Source organism: Micromonospora vinacea (genome assembly GCF_015751785.1).
Lineage (GTDB): Bacteria > Actinomycetota > Actinomycetes > Mycobacteriales > Micromonosporaceae > Micromonospora > Micromonospora vinacea.
The window spans coordinates 5,624,759-5,640,210 of sequence record NZ_JADOTY010000001.1 but is presented as its reverse complement, the minus strand read 5'-3'; the positions used below and the strand labels follow the sequence as shown (position 1 = coordinate 5,640,210).

General features: G+C 73.2%; 17 protein-coding genes. 1 reads left to right on the top strand and 16 read right to left on the bottom strand.

Annotated features, from left to right (window positions below):
• Positions 1–28: 28 nt before the first annotated feature.
• The 15 genes from IW249_RS26610 to IW249_RS26540 form a co-directional block, all read right to left on the bottom strand.
• On the bottom strand, positions 29–490 hold the full coding sequence (locus IW249_RS26610; RefSeq protein ID WP_196923255.1) for a hypothetical protein: 462 nt from the start codon (positions 488–490) through the stop codon (positions 29–31).
• Complete coding sequence (locus IW249_RS26605; RefSeq protein ID WP_196923254.1) at positions 487–1,416, bottom strand: hypothetical protein; 930 nt, start codon at positions 1,414–1,416, stop codon at positions 487–489. Before IW249_RS26605 ends, IW249_RS26610 begins: the two co-directional genes overlap by 4 nt.
• On the bottom strand, positions 1,413–1,928 hold the full coding sequence (locus IW249_RS26600) for a phage tail protein (protein WP_196923253.1): 516 nt from the start codon (positions 1,926–1,928) through the stop codon (positions 1,413–1,415). The genes IW249_RS26605 and IW249_RS26600 overlap by 4 nt, the downstream gene beginning before the upstream one ends.
• Positions 1,909–4,587, bottom strand: a complete 2,679-nt coding sequence (locus IW249_RS26595; RefSeq protein WP_196923252.1) for a putative baseplate assembly protein — start codon at positions 4,585–4,587, stop codon at positions 1,909–1,911. Before IW249_RS26595 ends, IW249_RS26600 begins: the two co-directional genes overlap by 20 nt.
• Entirely contained in the window at positions 4,584–5,018 is a 435-nt protein-coding gene (locus IW249_RS26590; RefSeq protein ID WP_124823053.1) for a GPW/gp25 family protein, read from the bottom strand. The genes IW249_RS26595 and IW249_RS26590 overlap by 4 nt, the downstream gene beginning before the upstream one ends.
• Entirely contained in the window at positions 5,015–5,353 is a 339-nt protein-coding gene (locus IW249_RS26585; protein WP_196923251.1) for a hypothetical protein, read from the bottom strand. Before IW249_RS26585 ends, IW249_RS26590 begins: the two co-directional genes overlap by 4 nt.
• Positions 5,353–6,945 carry a contractile injection system protein, VgrG/Pvc8 family gene (locus tag IW249_RS26580; protein WP_196923250.1) on the bottom strand — a complete coding sequence of 531 codons (1,593 nt, stop codon included), beginning with the start codon at positions 6,943–6,945 and terminating at the stop codon, positions 5,353–5,355. Before IW249_RS26580 ends, IW249_RS26585 begins: the two co-directional genes overlap by 1 nt.
• Positions 6,942–7,826, bottom strand: coding sequence for a CIS tube protein (locus IW249_RS26575; RefSeq protein ID WP_196923249.1), 885 nt, complete (start codon positions 7,824–7,826; stop codon positions 6,942–6,944). The genes IW249_RS26580 and IW249_RS26575 overlap by 4 nt, the downstream gene beginning before the upstream one ends.
• Positions 7,826–8,167, bottom strand: a complete 342-nt coding sequence (locus IW249_RS26570) for a hypothetical protein (RefSeq protein ID WP_196923248.1) — start codon at positions 8,165–8,167, stop codon at positions 7,826–7,828. Before IW249_RS26570 ends, IW249_RS26575 begins: the two co-directional genes overlap by 1 nt.
• A gap of 1,102 nt (positions 8,168–9,269) precedes the next feature.
• Complete coding sequence (locus tag IW249_RS26565; protein WP_030327509.1) at positions 9,270–9,752, bottom strand: phage tail protein; 483 nt, start codon at positions 9,750–9,752, stop codon at positions 9,270–9,272.
• A 1-nt stretch (position 9,753) separates the two neighbouring features.
• Positions 9,754–11,013 (bottom strand): phage tail sheath family protein, encoded by a 1,260-nt coding sequence (locus tag IW249_RS26560; protein WP_196923247.1) that lies wholly within the window; start codon positions 11,011–11,013, stop codon positions 9,754–9,756.
• A gap of 23 nt (positions 11,014–11,036) precedes the next feature.
• Complete coding sequence (locus IW249_RS26555; RefSeq protein ID WP_196923246.1) at positions 11,037–11,735, bottom strand: carboxypeptidase regulatory-like domain-containing protein; 699 nt, start codon at positions 11,733–11,735, stop codon at positions 11,037–11,039.
• Positions 11,732–12,340, bottom strand: coding sequence for a glycine zipper family protein (locus IW249_RS26550; protein ID WP_196923245.1), 609 nt, complete (start codon positions 12,338–12,340; stop codon positions 11,732–11,734). The genes IW249_RS26555 and IW249_RS26550 overlap by 4 nt, the downstream gene beginning before the upstream one ends.
• An 11-nt stretch (positions 12,341–12,351) precedes the next feature.
• Positions 12,352–12,696, bottom strand: coding sequence for a hypothetical protein (locus IW249_RS26545; RefSeq protein WP_196923244.1), 345 nt, complete (start codon positions 12,694–12,696; stop codon positions 12,352–12,354).
• Between the two features lie 143 nt (positions 12,697–12,839).
• Positions 12,840–13,619, bottom strand: coding sequence for an LppM family (lipo)protein (locus IW249_RS26540; RefSeq protein ID WP_196923243.1), 780 nt, complete (start codon positions 13,617–13,619; stop codon positions 12,840–12,842).
• 170 nt (positions 13,620–13,789) lie between these two features.
• Here IW249_RS26540 and IW249_RS26535 point away from each other — a divergent pair, with 170 nt between their 5' ends.
• A complete protein-coding gene (locus IW249_RS26535; RefSeq protein ID WP_196923242.1) occupies positions 13,790–14,254 on the top strand; it encodes an NUDIX hydrolase in 465 nt (154 codons plus the stop codon).
• Here IW249_RS26535 and IW249_RS26530 read toward each other — a convergent pair.
• Positions 14,224–15,387 carry an FAD-dependent oxidoreductase gene (locus IW249_RS26530; RefSeq protein ID WP_196923241.1) on the bottom strand — a complete coding sequence of 388 codons (1,164 nt, stop codon included), beginning with the start codon at positions 15,385–15,387 and terminating at the stop codon, positions 14,224–14,226. The genes IW249_RS26535 and IW249_RS26530 overlap by 31 nt on opposite strands.
• Between the last annotated feature and the right edge of the window lie 65 nt (positions 15,388–15,452).

The following is a 15,452-nucleotide window of genomic DNA, read 5'->3' as shown; positions in this document are numbered from 1 at the left end:
TTCCAATCCGGGTGGGGCCAGGAACGACTCAGGAGGTGGCCACGACGACAGTGCACCCGCCCAGGCCGGGGCAGACCAGGCCCACCTCGGTGGCCTGGTCGACGGCGATCTTCGCCACCGCGCCGGTGCCGTCCGCCGCCGGCTCGACCTCGTCGCGGATGGTGAGGTCGGCGTCCCCGGGTGCCGGGGCGACGACAGTGAACCGGGCCGTGCTGCGCAGCACCAGGGTGCGCAGTCCGCCGGGGTCCGCCACCCGCACCAGGCAGCTGCCCGAGAACGCCAGCCGACCCGTCTCGTCGGCGCAGTCGGCGCTGACCGTCGCCGGATCCACAGCGGACCGGTCGCCTCCCAGCGCGCCCAACCGGTCGACGAACCCGTACCGGGCCCCCGGATCACCACTGTCGTCGCGGCCCGCGCCGACCGCGACCACGAAGAGCGCCACCAGCAGGACGGCGAGCAGCCCCAGCAGGGCCTTCTGCCGACCACTCATCGCGCCACGGCCTGCGCCACGATCTCGGTGAACCGGAACGTGTCCACCCCGGCGAAGTAGGAGTTCGTGCCCTGCGTCTTGCCGACCACCAGCAGGGTGACCTGGTGGGGGCCCTTGGTGAGCCGGACCGTGCCGACGTCCAGGAACTCGGTCTTTCGCACAGTCGGCGTGAAGCCGAGGAACGTGCCGCCGACCTGGTTGCCGTCGATGGCGAAGACGGTGTTGGCGTAGTCGAGGGCGGTGGTCCGTACCGTGGCGAAACGCCAGGTGCCGTCGGCCGGGATCTGCACCGTCACGGTGACCTGATCGCCGATCGCCAGCCCCGTGAAGAAGAGCTGCTTGTCACCGGACCAGGTCACCCCGCAGCAGTTGGGCTGCGCGCCAACGGCCGCCTTGCTGTTCTGCGGCGACTTGATCACCGCGCCCTCCACCAGGCTCTCCGCCTCGACGGTGACCACCCGCGGCTCGCCGGGGGCCGGCTCGCCGTCGCGGGTCAGCAACACCACCCCCACGGCGACCACCACCAGCACCAACGCCGCGGCGGCGGCGATCCACAACCACGGGGTACGCCGTGGCGGCGCGACCGCCCGCACCTCGTAGGTGACCCGGCCGCTGGATCGGGAACTCTCCTCCGGCGCGGTGTTCGCCGAGTACGCGAACCCGGTCATGTCGTAGCGCCGGGGCGGGGTGCCGGCCGGCACGGCGAGCTTGACCAGGAACGACACCGACCCCTGGCCGGGTACCACCCGTTGCGGCTCGGCGACGGTGAACCAGGCCCGCTGGGAGCCGTCGCCGGGCGCCACGTCGAACACCACGGTGTCCGGCGCGTTGCCCGGGTTGGAGACGGTGAAGGTCAGCTCGCCGCTGTTGCGCGGGTCGACTGTGAACTGCTCGGCGGCGGCGACGACCGCCCACTCGGTGGTCATGGCGACTCCTCTTCCAGGACGATCTCGACGGTGGCCGAGGCGGGTTTCTCCGCCTCGACGATGCGGGTGATCACGGCGAGCTGACCGGCGGCGGCGACCGGCACCCGCACCACGACGTGGAAGGCCCGCTCGGCGGGCTCGTCGATGGCGAAGCCCGACATCCCGGTGGCCAGCTCCAGGGCCCGGCGCAATCCGTACGGGGTGCCGCGCCAGCGGGCCAGCAGGGCGGCGTTGGCCACCAGGTCGCGCAGCCGACCCACCGGCAGCGGGAGCGGGGTGTCCGGCCGGGGCGAGGCCACCACGTGGTCCATCGCCACCCAGCGGGTCAACCGCACCACCAGCCCGTCCGGTGCCCGGTACGGGTCGAACAGCGCATCCACCTCGGCGAGGATCGCCTCGTCCGGGGCGTGCAGGCCCTCCATCACGTCCAGCAGCGCCCACAGCACGCTGCCCGGCACGCAGGCCCGCTGGTAGGCGGCGGGCAGCAGCCGTTCAATCGCCGAGCGTCGCATCCTGGCGCACCACCTCGATGTCGTGCTCGCCGGAGCAGAGCAGCCAGGTATCCGGGACGGTCACCACGTCGGCGGTGGCCTGGTTGGCGCTGGGCGTCCACGTGACGGCGTCGGCGCTGCGGTGCACGCCGCGCTCGCCGCTGGCCAGGATCAGCCGCTCCGCCGCGACGGTGCCGCCGGTTGCCGCGCCGCCGGTTGCCGTGCTGCCGGCTGTCGGGCCGCTCACCGCGATGGCGTCGACCGGCACGAACCGGGTCCGGTCCCGCAACGGCAACCCGCAGTTGACCGACACCGCCTGCCACTGCGGCTGGGCGGCCAGGGTGTCCAGCCGCAGCACCCCTCCGCTCTGCGTGGCCGCCACCGCCTGCTGACCGGCGAACGCGAGGTCCCGGCAGGTGCCGCCGATCCACCCGGCCTGCATCGCCTGCCACTTCACGTCGGACTCGAACAGCCGGGTGCGATGGCAGCCCTGGCCGGGCTTCTTCGGGTCCGGTTCGCCGGCGCCGCTCCACAGCAGGGTGGCCGGGCCGTCGTACTGCACGGCGAGGACCCGGTTGTCCACGTTGGCCAGACCGACGTGGGTGAAGCTGCCGGGTCGGCCACCGCTGGTCGACAGGTACACCCCGAAGCTGGCCTGCGCCGCCACCGCAACGCCCGGCGCGCCCCGCTCGGAGACGAACGTGCGGACCGCGTAGAAGCCCCGGTCGGCGTCGGACGGGTCGACCAGGATCTGCAACGGCACCGCCCCGGGCAGCAGCGACACCTCGTACAGGCCGGTGTCGGTGGCCACCAGCAGCGCGCCCGCGCCGTCGCGGTCCAGCCAGGCCACGTCGGAGATCCGCGAATCCAGGTCGGTGAGCAGCGACCACGTATCACCCAGGTCGGTGCTCAGGTGCACCCGGGAGCCACCCGATTCGCGAAGCGTCACCACGGCCACCGAGCCGGGACGGGCGACGATGCCCGGCCGTACCGGCGCGGGTGCGGGCGCCACCCGCAGCACCGTCTCGTCGTCGAAGCGACCGGCCGGCTCCCAACCCGCGCCGCCGTTGCTGGAGCGGAACAGCACCGGGCCGCGCCCCGCGTACCAGGTGCGCGGCTGGTACTGGTCCACGGCGAGGGCGCGGACGTTCGCGTCGGGCGCCTCGTCGACCACGAAACGCACCGACTCGACGTAGCGCACCCCCGGCTCGGCGTGCTCCAGCAGCCGGTACACGTTGGACGCCCGCAGTGGCTCGCCGAACGGCCAGCCGGTCGGGTTGAGCGCGGTGGGCAGCGGGCTCAACGTCTGGTGCAGCCGGTCGTGGATGCGGCGACGGACAGCGTCCACGTCCTCCTCGCGACGGACCACCACCCGGGCCCGCACCGACACCGCTTTGAACCGCGCCCAGCTGGCCCGGGAGCGGATGCCGACCATCCGGCGTTCCTCCAGGTCCGCCTCGACCCGGTGCCGCGCCTCGGGCACCTCGTGCTCGCGCAGCACCGCCACCGGCAGCCGACCGCCCGGTCGGGCCGCCTCCGGCACGTACGGCACCAGCACCACCTCGACCTCACCCGGCCGGGCGAAGCTGTACACCGCCGCGCGGGTGAAGGCCCGCGCCCGCGCCACCGCGCCGGAGCTGGTCGCGAGGACCTCGAAGTCGCGGGCGGTGACCGCGCGCTGCTGGGCGAAGAACTCGTACGGGCCGCGCAGCAGCACCGATTCCAGCGCCTCCACCTCCCGGCCGCCGGCCGCCGGGGCGGGGTTGTCGACGCGTACCCCGGGTAGTGGGTCGCGCAGGCTGGTCAGGGTGCCCGCCGCCACGTTGCCGGTGGGTCCGCCACCGGCGCGGTACCAGAGCCGGATCTGTCGTCCGGTCGGCGGCACCGCCGCGACTGTCACAGTGCTCGCCGGCGTGGCCGTGTCGGCGGTGACCTCGCCGGGCGGGGTCGCCCCGGCGGGGGCCCGCAGGTCGAGGGCCGGGGCGAAGATGACAGTGCCCGAGCAGCGGTCGACCAGGTACGCCTTGGCCTGCGGGCCGAGCCCGGCGAAGCTCTCCACCGGCTGCCAGATCTCGAACGTGCGACCGTCGTGCTCGCGGGCCGCCGCGCCCAGCTCGACAGTGCCGGCCGGCACCTCCACCCCGAGCAGCAGGTCCAGTGCCTCGGCGGTGTGCGTCAGCGGCGCGTGCGCCGCGCGCAGCACCTGCCCCGGCTGGCCGGTGCCCACCCCGAGCAGCTCCGCCTCGACCGGTTCGCAGTGGTGCATCCGTACCGTCACCGACGTCTCGTCGGCGGGCAGCAGCGTCGGTTCGGTGGTGACGAACACGACCGGCCGGGGGTCCGCGCCCCGGGCCGCCGCGACCCGCAGCCCGGCCGGGATCCGGACCGCGCCGCGGTCGGTGCCGGTACGGGTGAACCGGACGTCCGCCCAGGCCGCTGTCGGCGCGTGCCGGGTGACCCCGAGCAGGTTCAGGAACGAGACGTACGCCTTCTCCGGCAACTGGTTCAACCGGTAGATCATCACCTCGGTGAGGTGCGCGAACGTCTCCACCAGCGCCATGCCGGGGTCGTGCGCGGACAGGTCGGTCCACGCCGGGCAGGACTGCCGGATCCGTTCCCGGGCCTCGGTGACCAGGTCGAGGAAGCCGCGATCGTCCAGGTGCGGCACGGGCAGCGTCATGAGGGTCCTCCCTGGGCGGGCTCGTCGGCCGGGAGCAGGTCCACGGAGAAGACCAGTTGCCCGGGTGTCAGGCTGGCCCGCACCCGGTAGTCCAACCGGATCACCAACCGCCACGCGTCGTCCGGGTCCGGCCCGGCGTCCACGTCGATCACCTCGACCCGGGGCTCCCACCGGGCGATGGCCTGCCGGACGTAGTGGATGGCCAGACCGGCCGTGGTGTCGTCGTTGGGCGCGAAGACCAACCGGTGCAGCCGGGAGCCGTACCCGGGTCGCATCAGCCGCTCGCCCGGCGTGGTCGACAGGAGCAGGAACAGCGCCTGCCGTACGCTCTCGTCGCCCTCGGTCATCGCCAGGCCGCCGGCCGCGGTGAGCGCCAACCCGCCGGTACGGCCGGCGTCGAAGCCGGCGCCGACGAAGCGGAACGCCCTCATCGGTCCGCCCCCAGGAACTGCTGGCGGGGGTCGCGCACCGTGTGCTTGACCAGCCCCGGCGGTGTGCCGTTGGTGAACCCCTCCAGGTGCGACAGCACCACCCGGTGCCCGTCGATCCGGAGCCAGTCGCTGTAGCCGACCCGGACGGTCAGCGTCGTCGTGCACGGCTTGATGGTCGGGCCGTAGTTCGGGCAGGCGGTGATCGTGCGTCCCTCCGGGTCGTCGTCGACGAGCACGGGCACGCCGGTGACCGTCACCCACTGCCGCGAGGGTCGGTTCTCGACCCGGCCGTCGTGATCGCAGGTGATCACGGAGTCACTGTGGATCCAGCGCATCAGCCGCCTCCTTGGTGGTGGGCGCGGGCGAGCGAACGGGCCTGCTCCGCCGCGGTGGTCGGGTCCTCGGTCGAGTCGGCGTGCAGGAAGTCCACGCTGCGGGCGCGTACCACCATGGCCCGGCCGGGTGCGGAGATCACCAGGTCGGACGCCGCGTGAAGGGTGGCCAGGTCGGGGGTCAACTCCAGGAAGCTGCCGCCCTCGGTGGCCAGCCGCAGGCTGCGCCGCACGTCGTCGACGACTATCGACTGCCCGCCGGCGGTGCGCATCGTCCAGCGGCGGGCCTTTCCGTCGTCGATGCCCGCGTCGTACGGCTCGACGGCGCCGAACAGCGAACCGAGCACGATGCCCGAGGCCGGCTCGCCGCCGGGCAGCACCACCAGCACGGTGTCACCCGGATCGGGCAGCGCCACCAGGCCCTTGCCCGGCCCCGCCCCGGGGCAGAGCACGGCGAGCCAACCGGCGTCCAGGTCCCCGTACGCCGGCAGGGTCAATCGGACCCGGCCCAGCCCGTCCGGGTCGGCGACGTCGGTGACGGTGCCGAGGGTGACCACCGCCCCGCCGGTCGGGGTGGCCGCTGTGGCCGGCGGCACCGTGGAGAAACGGGTCAGGTGCCCGTTGCCGTCCACCGTGTGCACCACCTCGGTCAGCACGTACGTCCCGGAGACCGGGTCGGGCACCCCGCCGATGTCGACGCGGCGGCCTGGCCGGAGCGCCGGATCGCCCTCGGTCACCCCCTCGGCCGTGACCAGCGTCGCCGCCCGGGTGTCCAGGCGGGCCTGGGCCAGCGCGGCCAACTCGTCGTCGCTGCGTCCGGGCTGGTCCACGGCGGTGCGAACGCCGTCGGCACCCACGTCGGCCGGGTCCGGGCGGTCCTCGGCGGGCCGGCCGCAGCGCGCCTCGTCGACCTGCTGGCTGATCACCTCGGCCCGCTGCGGGTGCCAGCCCAGGGCCGCGCTGGCGCCGCTGGCCTGGTCGGTGTTGGTGGACAGCCGCAGGGTGTGCACCTCCGCGCCGAGCGTCAACGCGACAGGCTCCCCGTAGCCGGCGAGCGTGACCAGCCGGACGCCGTCGCCGTCGGCGACCAGGTGCAGCCCGGCCCGGCCGGCCACCTCGCGCAGCAACTCCAGATCGCTGTGCCGGTGCTGGAGCAGCCGCTCCAACCGAGGGCCGTCGGCCTCGGCGGTCACCGCCAGCCCCACCGCGCCGCACAGCTCCCGGGCCAGCTCGACGGCGGTCACCGAGGTGAAGACCCGCAGCCCCTGCCGCTTGCGCAGCCGGTGCAGCGGGTCGTACGCCCGCAGCCGCAGCACCGCCGCCCCGTCGGCGGCGTACTCCACCTCCACGCAGGTGACCTCACCGGTGAACAGGGCGTCCGCGTGGTCGGCGAGCCGTACGTCGAGCGTCGTGCCGGGGCGTACCGCCGGGTCGAGCGCGCCGGGCCCGACCGTGGTGGCGAGCACCAGCTCGGCCTGGGTGGGCTGGTCGAGGCGGGCCGCCACCCGCAGCGAGCGGACCCGCTGACGGGCCGCGCCGACCAGTTCGGCACCGTCGAGTGCGACGATCAACGCCCGGGGCGCGATGCTGGTCACGGCGTACCGCCGGGGTTTCCGAAACCACTCGCGGTCGGGCCGACGGCCGCGTCCCGCGGCGTGCCGGCGATCGAGGCGCCCACGGACGACGCTCCCGCGCCCACTGCACCGGCCACCGCCCGCGCCAGCCCGGTCACCGCTCCGCCGATGGTCGACCCGCCGCCGGTGCCGGCAGCCGGTGGGACGGCGAGGGTGGTGCCGGCCGGCACGGCGAGGGGATCGGTGATCCGGTTGTGTTCGGCCAGCAGTCGCCACCGCAGCGGCGAGCCGAGCGCGTCGTTGGCCAGCAGGTCGAAGCGCACACCCGAACGACCCGGCTCGGCCGCCCCGTCACCGGCGGCGATCACCGCGCTGCCCGGCGCGGCGGTCGGTGTGCTCGCGGCGGCCAACTCCTCGGCGAAGCCGGCCTCGGCCTGATCGGCCGTCTCTGCCGCGCGGATCAGTTTGAGCCGCAGCCAGGACCGTCGCGGCGACCCGGTGCCGGTGAACGCGTCGAACCGTTCCGCCACCGCGATGATCACACCGGGCACGTTCCAGGTCTTGCCCCAGACCAACCGGACCAGCGGCGGTCGCAGCCAACCGTGCTCGGCGGTGGAGTTCTCCGCCAACATCCACAATGGACGGGTGAGCACCCGGACGTCGGCCGGACGCAGTTGCGCCTCCACGAAGTCGACATCGAAGAGCAGGTCGAGCACCAGTTCGGTGCGGCCACCGCCGGTGAAGACCAGCGGGTCGTCGGCCAGGCCGGCCCCGGTGAGCTGCCCGCCACCGGCACCGCGTTGGCGTACGCCGGCGAGCCGGGTCACCTGAACGGTCTCCGGGTTGAGCAGGCAGTCCACCCTCTCGCCGGAGGAGTCGATGAGGAAGGCGACGCGTTCCATCAGTCGCCCGCCTGTTCCCGGTCCAGCCGGGTCAGCTGGGCGGTGTCCACCGCCGCACCGGCGACCGACCAGAGTGCGGTGTCGTCGGGCAGCGCCGGCCACGGGTCGAGCGCCGTCGTGTCGGCCTGGAACGCCGCGCTCTCCGGCCCTCGCCCGACGCCCGGATCGCGGTGCGCCCAGCCAGTCCAGGTGACACCTGCGGCCCTCGCGGCTGACCCGTTCCGGTCTCTGGCGCCTGGTCCACATCGCTCGCCGACCCGCTGCCCCGACCGTGCCCGATCGTCCGGAAGGGCCGGCCACAGGCCGTCGCCGGTCACCGCCACGCCGCCGGCCGCCGTCATTCCGCCCTCGGTCGACCCCCAGCCTGTGTCTGCCTCGCCGACAGTTGACCGCCCGTGCCGACCCACCCCCCGGTCGGGACTCGCCCCGGCGACGCCGGCGGAGTCAGTCGTGGACCTTGGAAGGTAAGTGCCCCTGGAAGGGCCGAAATCTTCCAAGATCTCGACAGGGGCGGTATGGGCGGTGGGGGTCGGAGGGCTCGCCGGGGAGGTTGGCTCCCCGATTCGGGGCAGCCCTCTCGAGTCGGCGGCCGGGGTGCCGTCCCGCGCCGGTCCTGTCGCGGCGACCCGTCCGAATGGCGGGCGCAGACGCCAACCGTCCAGCAGCCGGCCCGGCGAACGTCGGTCCCCATCCGACGCGAGCGGTACCTCGGCGGTCAGCGCGACGGCGAAGGCGTCGCTGCTGCCCCGTGGGGGGCCGGCACCGCTCATGCCTGGGCCGCCGGGCCGGTCGGCTGCGCTCGACGCGTGCGCCGACCTCCCGGTTCCGCTCGTCGAGTGTGACCCGTCCGGCCCTCCACCCCCGGTCGCCATCTCCGGCCCGTCGACGCCGTACGCCGTGTCCACCGTTGCGCCGTCACCCACCGTGGCGCGCGTGGCGGACGCCGCGCGGCCACGCCCGTCGGGGTGTCCGGCCAGGTCAGTCCCACTCGTGCTGGTTGCGCGGCCGGGCCGACTACCTACGGTGCCGGGGGCACGACGACCCACGGTGCCGGGGGCACGACGACCCACGGTGCCGGGGGCACGACCATCCATCGAGTCGGCGGGGAACCCGGCGTCCTCCCCGACGGGATGCGCCGGTCGGGTCGCCGCGGTCCACCGGTCCGGACCGTCCTGATCGAGCCGATCGCCGAAGCCGGGGCCGCCGGCGGGTTCATCGCGCCCCTCCGCCGGTTCCGCACCGGGCGGGTCGAGGTCCAGGTCGTGCAGGAGGCCGGGCGCGTGGGCGGCGACCAGGTCCAGCCAGTGCTGCGGAGGCTCCCCGAAACGGCGTGGTGTCGCCACGGGCGCCTGTGACGGCGTCGGAAGGTGGCCGGCGGGCTCGACCCGCCCGGCGAGGCGCTGCACCACCCCGGCCGCCGAGCGCAGCCGGCCGGCCAGCCAGCTACGCGGGCGTCGGCGCGGTGGCACCGCCGGTCTCCAGCTCCAGGCCCTCGTAGCGCAGGGTCAGCGAGGCGATGGCGATCTCGTGGCTGAGGGTGTTGAGGTGCGCGCCGCGCCACCGGGTCGGCCAGGCGTCGATCAGGTTCCAGCGCAGCACCTCGGCGGTGCCGACAGAGTCGAGCAGCACCACTGAGACGTTGCGACGGTTGAGGGTGCCCTGGGCGGTGGCGTTCACCCAGTCCCACAACTCGCGGGAGGCGGTGAGGCCGAAGTGCAGCGTCACCGGCTCGTACTCGGCCTGACCGGGCACCATCCGCATCCGACCCAGGCCGTGCTCCCGGTACGGCTGCCCGGGGATGTTCACCTCCAGGCCGGTCATCTCGGTGAAGTGGCCGTTGGTGACGCCGTTGATGAGCAGCCGGAAGTTGTACGCCCGGTACGGGTCGACCGGGGCCCCTGGTTGCGGGGTGGCGGTGGTGGGCATGTCAGCCTCCGATCGTCTCGGTCTCGGTGCCGCCGGCCCACTGGCTCAGCTTGAACACCACGAATTCGGCGGGCTTGACGACCGCGATGCCGATGTGGGCGATCACCATGCCCGCGTCGCGGACGTCCACCGGGTTGGTCTCCTCGTCGCACTTGACGAAGAACGCCTCCTCGGGGCTGCGTCCCAGCAGCGCGCCGTCCCGCCACACCCGGGTGAGGAACGCCCCGATGTCGCGCCGGATCGAACGCCAGAGAGTGAAGTCGTTGGGCTCGAAGACCATCCACCGGGTGCCGTTGGCGATGGCCTGCTCGATGGCGATGCTGAGGCGTCGGACGTTGAGGTAGCGCCACTCGCTGGCCTCGGCGGCGAGCGTACGGGCGCCCCAGACGCGGATGCCCTCGCCGGCGAAGTAGCGGATCACGTTGACGCCCTTGGGGTTGAGCACGTCGTGTTCCGGTCGGGTGACCAGGTAACCCAGGTCGACGGCGCCGCGCACGGGTTCGTTGGCCGGGGCCTTGTGCACCCCGCGCAGGGCGTCGGTGCGGGCCCAGATGCCCGCCAGGTGCCCGCTCGGCGGGGTGAGTTCCAACTCGCCGCTGATCGGGTCGCGGACCCGCAGCCACGGGTAGTAGAAGGCGCCGAACTCGGACTGTCGCGGCCGGTACGCGGCCCCCTCGTGGCCGCCGGAGCCGCCCGGCTGGGCCGCGCCGCCACCGGGGCCGGCCGCGCCGCTGCCCGTACCCTCGGCGGGCTTTGGGGGTTTGCCGGAGGACGGCGTGGCGACCCGGGTCAACGCGGAGATGTCGTCGATGTCCGGTGCCGGGTCGCAGATCGCGACCATGGTGCGGGTGCGCTCGGCCATGCTGAGCAGCGCCTCGTGGGACACCACGTCGTGGAAGCCGGGCGCGGCGATGATGGAGATCTCGTCGACGGCCTCCAGCAGTTGCAGGCCGCCGCGCCGCTGCCCGGTGCCGGTGATCGCGCCACCCTCGCCGACGTTGACCACCCAGCAGCGGGCACCTCCGTTGTCCAGGAAGCCGAAGACCGCCCGGGCCAGCGGGGTGCTCTCCACCCGCTCCCCACCGGCGAAGAGCCGCAGGAACTCCGTCCAGTTGTTGACCGGCACCGCCTTGCCCAGGTGGGCGGAGCGGTCCGGGGCGACGCCGACGAAGGCGGCGATGCTGGTGCTCGCCGGCCCGATCGGTCGGGCGCCGCTGGGGACCTCCTCGACATAGATGCCGGGGGAGAAGTAACTGGGCATCGGTCCTCCTGTGCCTGTGGGTGTCAGTGGGTCGGTGGCGCGCAGACGATGACGATGTCGTCCTCGGCCGGGTCGACGTCGGCGGTGAGGACGAGCCCGCGTCCGGTCAGCCGCAGCCGTACCGGGCTCGGGTGCTCGGGGTCGTGCGGGACGCCGACGATCAGGAACCGGCCCTCGGTGTCGGTGCGGGTGGCGGACCCGGTGGCGGGCAGCTCGACCCGCATCGCGGCCAGTGGCTGCTCCTGGGGGCCGACCACCCGCCCACCGAGACTGCGCACGTCGAGCTGCCGCAACCGCAGCGGTTGCAGCACCGGCGGCGCGGCCGGAGTCGGGTGGTCCACCTGCGCCGCCACGTCGATCAGCAGCGCCGGTCGGGGTGCCGTGCCGAAGGCCGTCCACAGTGGGTGGTCGCCGGCCTCCAGTACGACCGGGTAACTGCCGTCGCTGGTCGCGGCGGTGAGCACCCGGTCCAGCCGGGGCAACCCGGCCGGCCCGGTCACGCAGAGCAGGTGGCGGACCGTGAACCGGTACGGTTCGCGGACCGCGCCGCTGGAGCGGGTCTGGCGGGCCGGGCGCAGCTCCATCGGCCAGAGGGTGAGCCCGTCGGCGTCGTCGCACGGGCGGGGCGGACCGACCGGGACGGGTTCCCCCGCCGCGCTGGTCACCCAGGCGACCAGTTCGGCGGTGGCGGTCTCGATCGGTCCGCGCCCGTGGGTGCTCATCGCGGCGGCGTCCCCTGGATCCGGTACGCGATGGCCTCGTTCCACACGTGCGGGTAGACGCCGATCTCGAAGTACCGGGTGAAGCGGTTGATCGGCGCGTTGGTGTGGTCGTGGTAGAGCAGCCACACCGGCGCGATGGTGAACAGGACGTAGTTGGCGAGCACCAGCGGGATGTAGAGCGGCCCGAGCAGGCGACCCTGGAAGATGTGCACGTCCTCGTGCCGCTGGATGCCCGAGCTGGAGCCGGCGCAGACGGTGCCGATGGTGGTGGCGTACCGGGGGGAGACCCCCTCCACCACGCTGACCCGACCGCTGTTCAGTGACGTGGGCCGGTCCAGTGAGTGCCCGAAGATCAGGTGCACGGTCAGGTAGATGGCGCCGACGACCGTGTTGAGCAGACTCCAGGTGTGGTCGACGACGAAGAGGAAGATGCCGCGGGCGTCCGAGCCGTACACCCCGGCGGAGGCCACCGACCAGCCGAAGACCGCGCCGACCACCAGGCCCACGACGGCGCCGATCAGCAGCCCGATGGGGCCACCGGCGAGGAAGCCGAGCAGGGCGCCGAAGCCGACCTGAACGGCCGCGCTGAGAATTCCGAAGACCATGACGACACCCCTCAGACCCAGGAACGGAAGACTCGGGGTTCACGACCCTGTGCGACCTGGGTCGGCGACGGTTGGGTCGCCTGCCGGTTGCCGGGCGGGAACTGGTTGACGCCGAGCGCGGCGGAGAAGATGACCAGCGCGTTGAAGAACGCGATGACCCACTTCTCGCCGCCGGCGTCGTCGGCGAACGCCGCGGTCAGGTAGGACAGCAGCAGCGCGATGGCGATGGCGATCCACTTGCGGAGCTTGTCGCCGCTCGGGCCGATCAGCCCGCCGATGACGTTGGTGGCCAGCAGGGTGGCGGCGCTCGCGCCGGCGATGGTCCCCAGGGCTGCCCAGGTGAAGAGATCGTTCATGACGATCCCCCTTCTGCGATGGTGCGACCGGGATGTGGTGGTGGTGAGGTCCGGTGCCCCGCGGGGGAGCACCGGGACCGGTCGCCGTCGTTTCGGGGGCGGCCGGGGCCGGGCGTGGCCGGCTGAGCCGGCCACCAGATGGATCAGCCGGGCCCCGGGGCGCCGGCGGGTGGGCCCGGCGGCGGGGTCGGACCGGGCGCAGCCGGCGCCGCGGGGTGACGGCGGCGAACCAGGAGTACGCCCACCGCGGCGAGCACCAGCAGGAGGAGGACACCGCCGACGAGCAGCAGCCAGGGGAACCCGTCGTCCTCCTCGCCGGCGGCAACCGGCGAGGTGGACGGTCGAGGTGGCGCCTCGGCCACGGCCCGCAGTTCGGCCGGCTTCTCCTGGTTAGGGTCGACCTTCCAACTGACCGAACGGCCGTTGACGGTGCCATTGCTGTCGATCACCCGGCCGGGAAATGTCACCGAGATCTCGAACGACATGAGCTTGAGGAACGCCTGTTGGTTTTGCGGATTCTGCTCCGCGACCTTTCCGCCATATTTTTTCGGGTCGAGCGGCAACGTGAAGCGGTACAGATCGCCATCCCTGACCAGTTTCACGCTCTCGGTGTCGAAACCGGCCAGCGGCGCCTTGCGGTAACTGATCTGGGAGCCGTAGAAAGTGTCGTCCTGGTAGAGGGTCTCCTCGCCCGCCGGTAGGGCGGGGATGTTCTGCCGCAACTCCGCGAAGGCCAGCGGGATGTTCTTGTTCCGGGCGGTCAGCACGGACTTCTGGGCCGTCAGCAGGAGCTGACCGTCGACCGTGTCGTCGGCGTTGACCGTCAACCCCATGTTGAGTTGCATGCAGCCGCTCAGCGCGGCGAGAAGAAGGAGGCACACCGCGACGCGGAGTGCCCTACCGCGGTTGACTCTCCTGTTCATGGGCTCAGTGTGTGTGATCGCTTTCACCATCAGCAGTCAGCGATCGGTCACAACGAAGTCGCCGATTGTACCGGCGCACTGTCGCCTTTGATTAGCCCCGACGACGACCAGAATGACTATTCTGGAGCTTTGGGGCCACGACGGTTCCTCGTCGGCCGTAGTCTGGTCGGATGAGAATTGTCGCGTGCGTCATGCTGGTGGATCCCGACGGGCAACTGCTGTTGCAACTGCGTGACGGCGACGCGACGCACCACCCGAACGTGTGGGGGCTGCCCGGCGGCCACGGCGAGCCGGGGGAGACGCCGGAGCAGACCGCCGAACGGGAGCTGTGGGAGGAGACCGGCCTGCGGGCCGACGGGCCACTGCACCCGGTCGCCGTGCAGACGCTGCCCGAGCTGGACCGGGTGAAGCACTACTTCCTCGGCAGCACCCGGGCCCGGCAGGAGGACGTGGTGCTCGGCGAGGGCGCCGCGATGCTCTTCGTTCCCGGTGCCGAGGTGCTCGACGGTCGTCAGTGGACGCCGGGCACCGTGGAGGTGTTGACCGAGTTCCTCGCCTCAGCGGAGTACGCCGCCCTGGCCAGCGGCCGGATCGCCGGGCCGGCTCAGCCCGCCGGCGGTCGCCAGTCCGCGTAGCGGGCCATGCTGCGCAGGGCCACCCGGCCCGGGATGAGTCGCAACGCGATGGTCCGCATCGCGAAGGCGATCGGGTTGTGCAGCTGCTGTCCGAACCGCCCGGCGACGTAGGAGGCACGGGCAACGGACTGACTGCGTGGTCGACGCTGCTCGTCGTACGCGGCCAGGGCGGCGGGCACTCCCTCGGCGCCGCCGGCGCAGACCGCGCCGAGCACCACCGCGTCCTCGATCGCCTGCCCGGCGCCCTGCCCGAGGTTGGGTGTCATCGGATGAGCGGCGTCGCCGAGCAGCGCCACCCGACCCCGCACGTACGAGGGCAGCGGCTCGGCCAGGTAGTGGATGTCGTTGCGCAGCACGACGTCGGGTGGGGTTGCCGCGAGAAGCGCCGGGATGGGGTCGTGCCATTCGCCGAAGTGCTCCCGCACGGCCGCCAGCTCGTCGGGGGCTTGGCCGCCGGGCGGGGCGTTCAGCGCGCCGTACCAGTAGAGCTGGCCGTCGCCGATCGGCACCATGCCGAACTCGGCTCCCGGCCCCCAGGTGATGGCGGCCGGGATCGGATCGGGAAACGCGATGGCCGCCCGCCACGTCGTCGAACCGGCGTACACCGGGCCGGGGTGTTGCGGCCAGAGCTGGGCGCGAACCTGGCTGCGCAGGCCGTCGGCCCCGACCACCAGATCGGCGGTGAGGGTGTGCGGGCCGTCAGGCCCCTGGTAGCGCACCTCGGCGCGGTCCGGGCCGGACTCGACGTGCTGCACAGTGGCGTTGGTGTGCAGTGACGAGGCGGGCAGGGCCTCGCGCAGGGTGCGGTGCAGCGTGGCCCGGTGCACGCCGAGCGCCGTGGTGCCCAGCTGCCGGATCATCTCCGAGGCGTCCACCCGGGACAACCACCGCCCGTGCCGGTTGCGGATTCCACCGGGCGCCTCGCCGTGTCCACCCCGGCGCAGGGCCGGGCCGAGGCCGAGGGCGTCCACCCCGCGTACGGCGTTGGCCATCAGGCTCAGGCCGGCGCCGACCTCACGCAGCTCCGAGGCGCGCTCCAGCACGGTGACCCGCCAGCCGTGCCGGTGCAGGGCGAGCGCCGCGCTCAACCCGCCGATGCCGGCGCCCACCACCACCGCGTGTGAGTCGTCCATGGCGATCCTCCTTCTACATCTGTAGAAGAGCGATACTACCTGCGGACCCCGGAAAGGAGGAGTGC

Bases quoted from the DNA above. Each gene is read 5' to 3' on its own strand.
- IW249_RS26555 (WP_196923246.1), bottom strand. From the start codon at position 11,735: ATGAGCACCCACGGGCGCGGACCGATCGAGACCGCCACCGCCGAACTG.
- IW249_RS26565 (WP_030327509.1), bottom strand. From the start codon at position 9,752: ATGCCCACCACCGCCACCCCGCAACCAGGGGCCCCGGTCGACCCGTAC.
- IW249_RS26540 (WP_196923243.1), bottom strand. From the start codon at position 13,619: ATGAACAGGAGAGTCAACCGCGGTAGGGCACTCCGCGTCGCGGTGTGC.
- IW249_RS26535 (WP_196923242.1), top strand. From the start codon at position 13,790: ATGAGAATTGTCGCGTGCGTCATGCTGGTGGATCCCGACGGGCAACTG.
- IW249_RS26575 (WP_196923249.1), bottom strand. From the start codon at position 7,826: ATGGAACGCGTCGCCTTCCTCATCGACTCCTCCGGCGAGAGGGTGGAC.
- IW249_RS26545 (WP_196923244.1), bottom strand. From the start codon at position 12,696: ATGAACGATCTCTTCACCTGGGCAGCCCTGGGGACCATCGCCGGCGCG.
- IW249_RS26600 (WP_196923253.1), bottom strand. From the start codon at position 1,928: ATGCGACGCTCGGCGATTGAACGGCTGCTGCCCGCCGCCTACCAGCGG.
- IW249_RS26530 (WP_196923241.1), bottom strand. From the start codon at position 15,387: ATGGACGACTCACACGCGGTGGTGGTGGGCGCCGGCATCGGCGGGTTG.
- IW249_RS26585 (WP_196923251.1), bottom strand. From the start codon at position 5,353: ATGCGCTGGATCCACAGTGACTCCGTGATCACCTGCGATCACGACGGC.
- IW249_RS26570 (WP_196923248.1), bottom strand. From the start codon at position 8,167: ATGACGGCGGCCGGCGGCGTGGCGGTGACCGGCGACGGCCTGTGGCCG.
- IW249_RS26590 (WP_124823053.1), bottom strand. From the start codon at position 5,018: ATGAGGGCGTTCCGCTTCGTCGGCGCCGGCTTCGACGCCGGCCGTACC.
- IW249_RS26595 (WP_196923252.1), bottom strand. From the start codon at position 4,587: ATGACGCTGCCCGTGCCGCACCTGGACGATCGCGGCTTCCTCGACCTG.
- IW249_RS26550 (WP_196923245.1), bottom strand. From the start codon at position 12,340: ATGGTCTTCGGAATTCTCAGCGCGGCCGTTCAGGTCGGCTTCGGCGCC.
- IW249_RS26610 (WP_196923255.1), bottom strand. From the start codon at position 490: ATGAGTGGTCGGCAGAAGGCCCTGCTGGGGCTGCTCGCCGTCCTGCTG.
- IW249_RS26560 (WP_196923247.1), bottom strand. From the start codon at position 11,013: ATGCCCAGTTACTTCTCCCCCGGCATCTATGTCGAGGAGGTCCCCAGC.
- IW249_RS26605 (WP_196923254.1), bottom strand. From the start codon at position 1,416: ATGACCACCGAGTGGGCGGTCGTCGCCGCCGCCGAGCAGTTCACAGTC.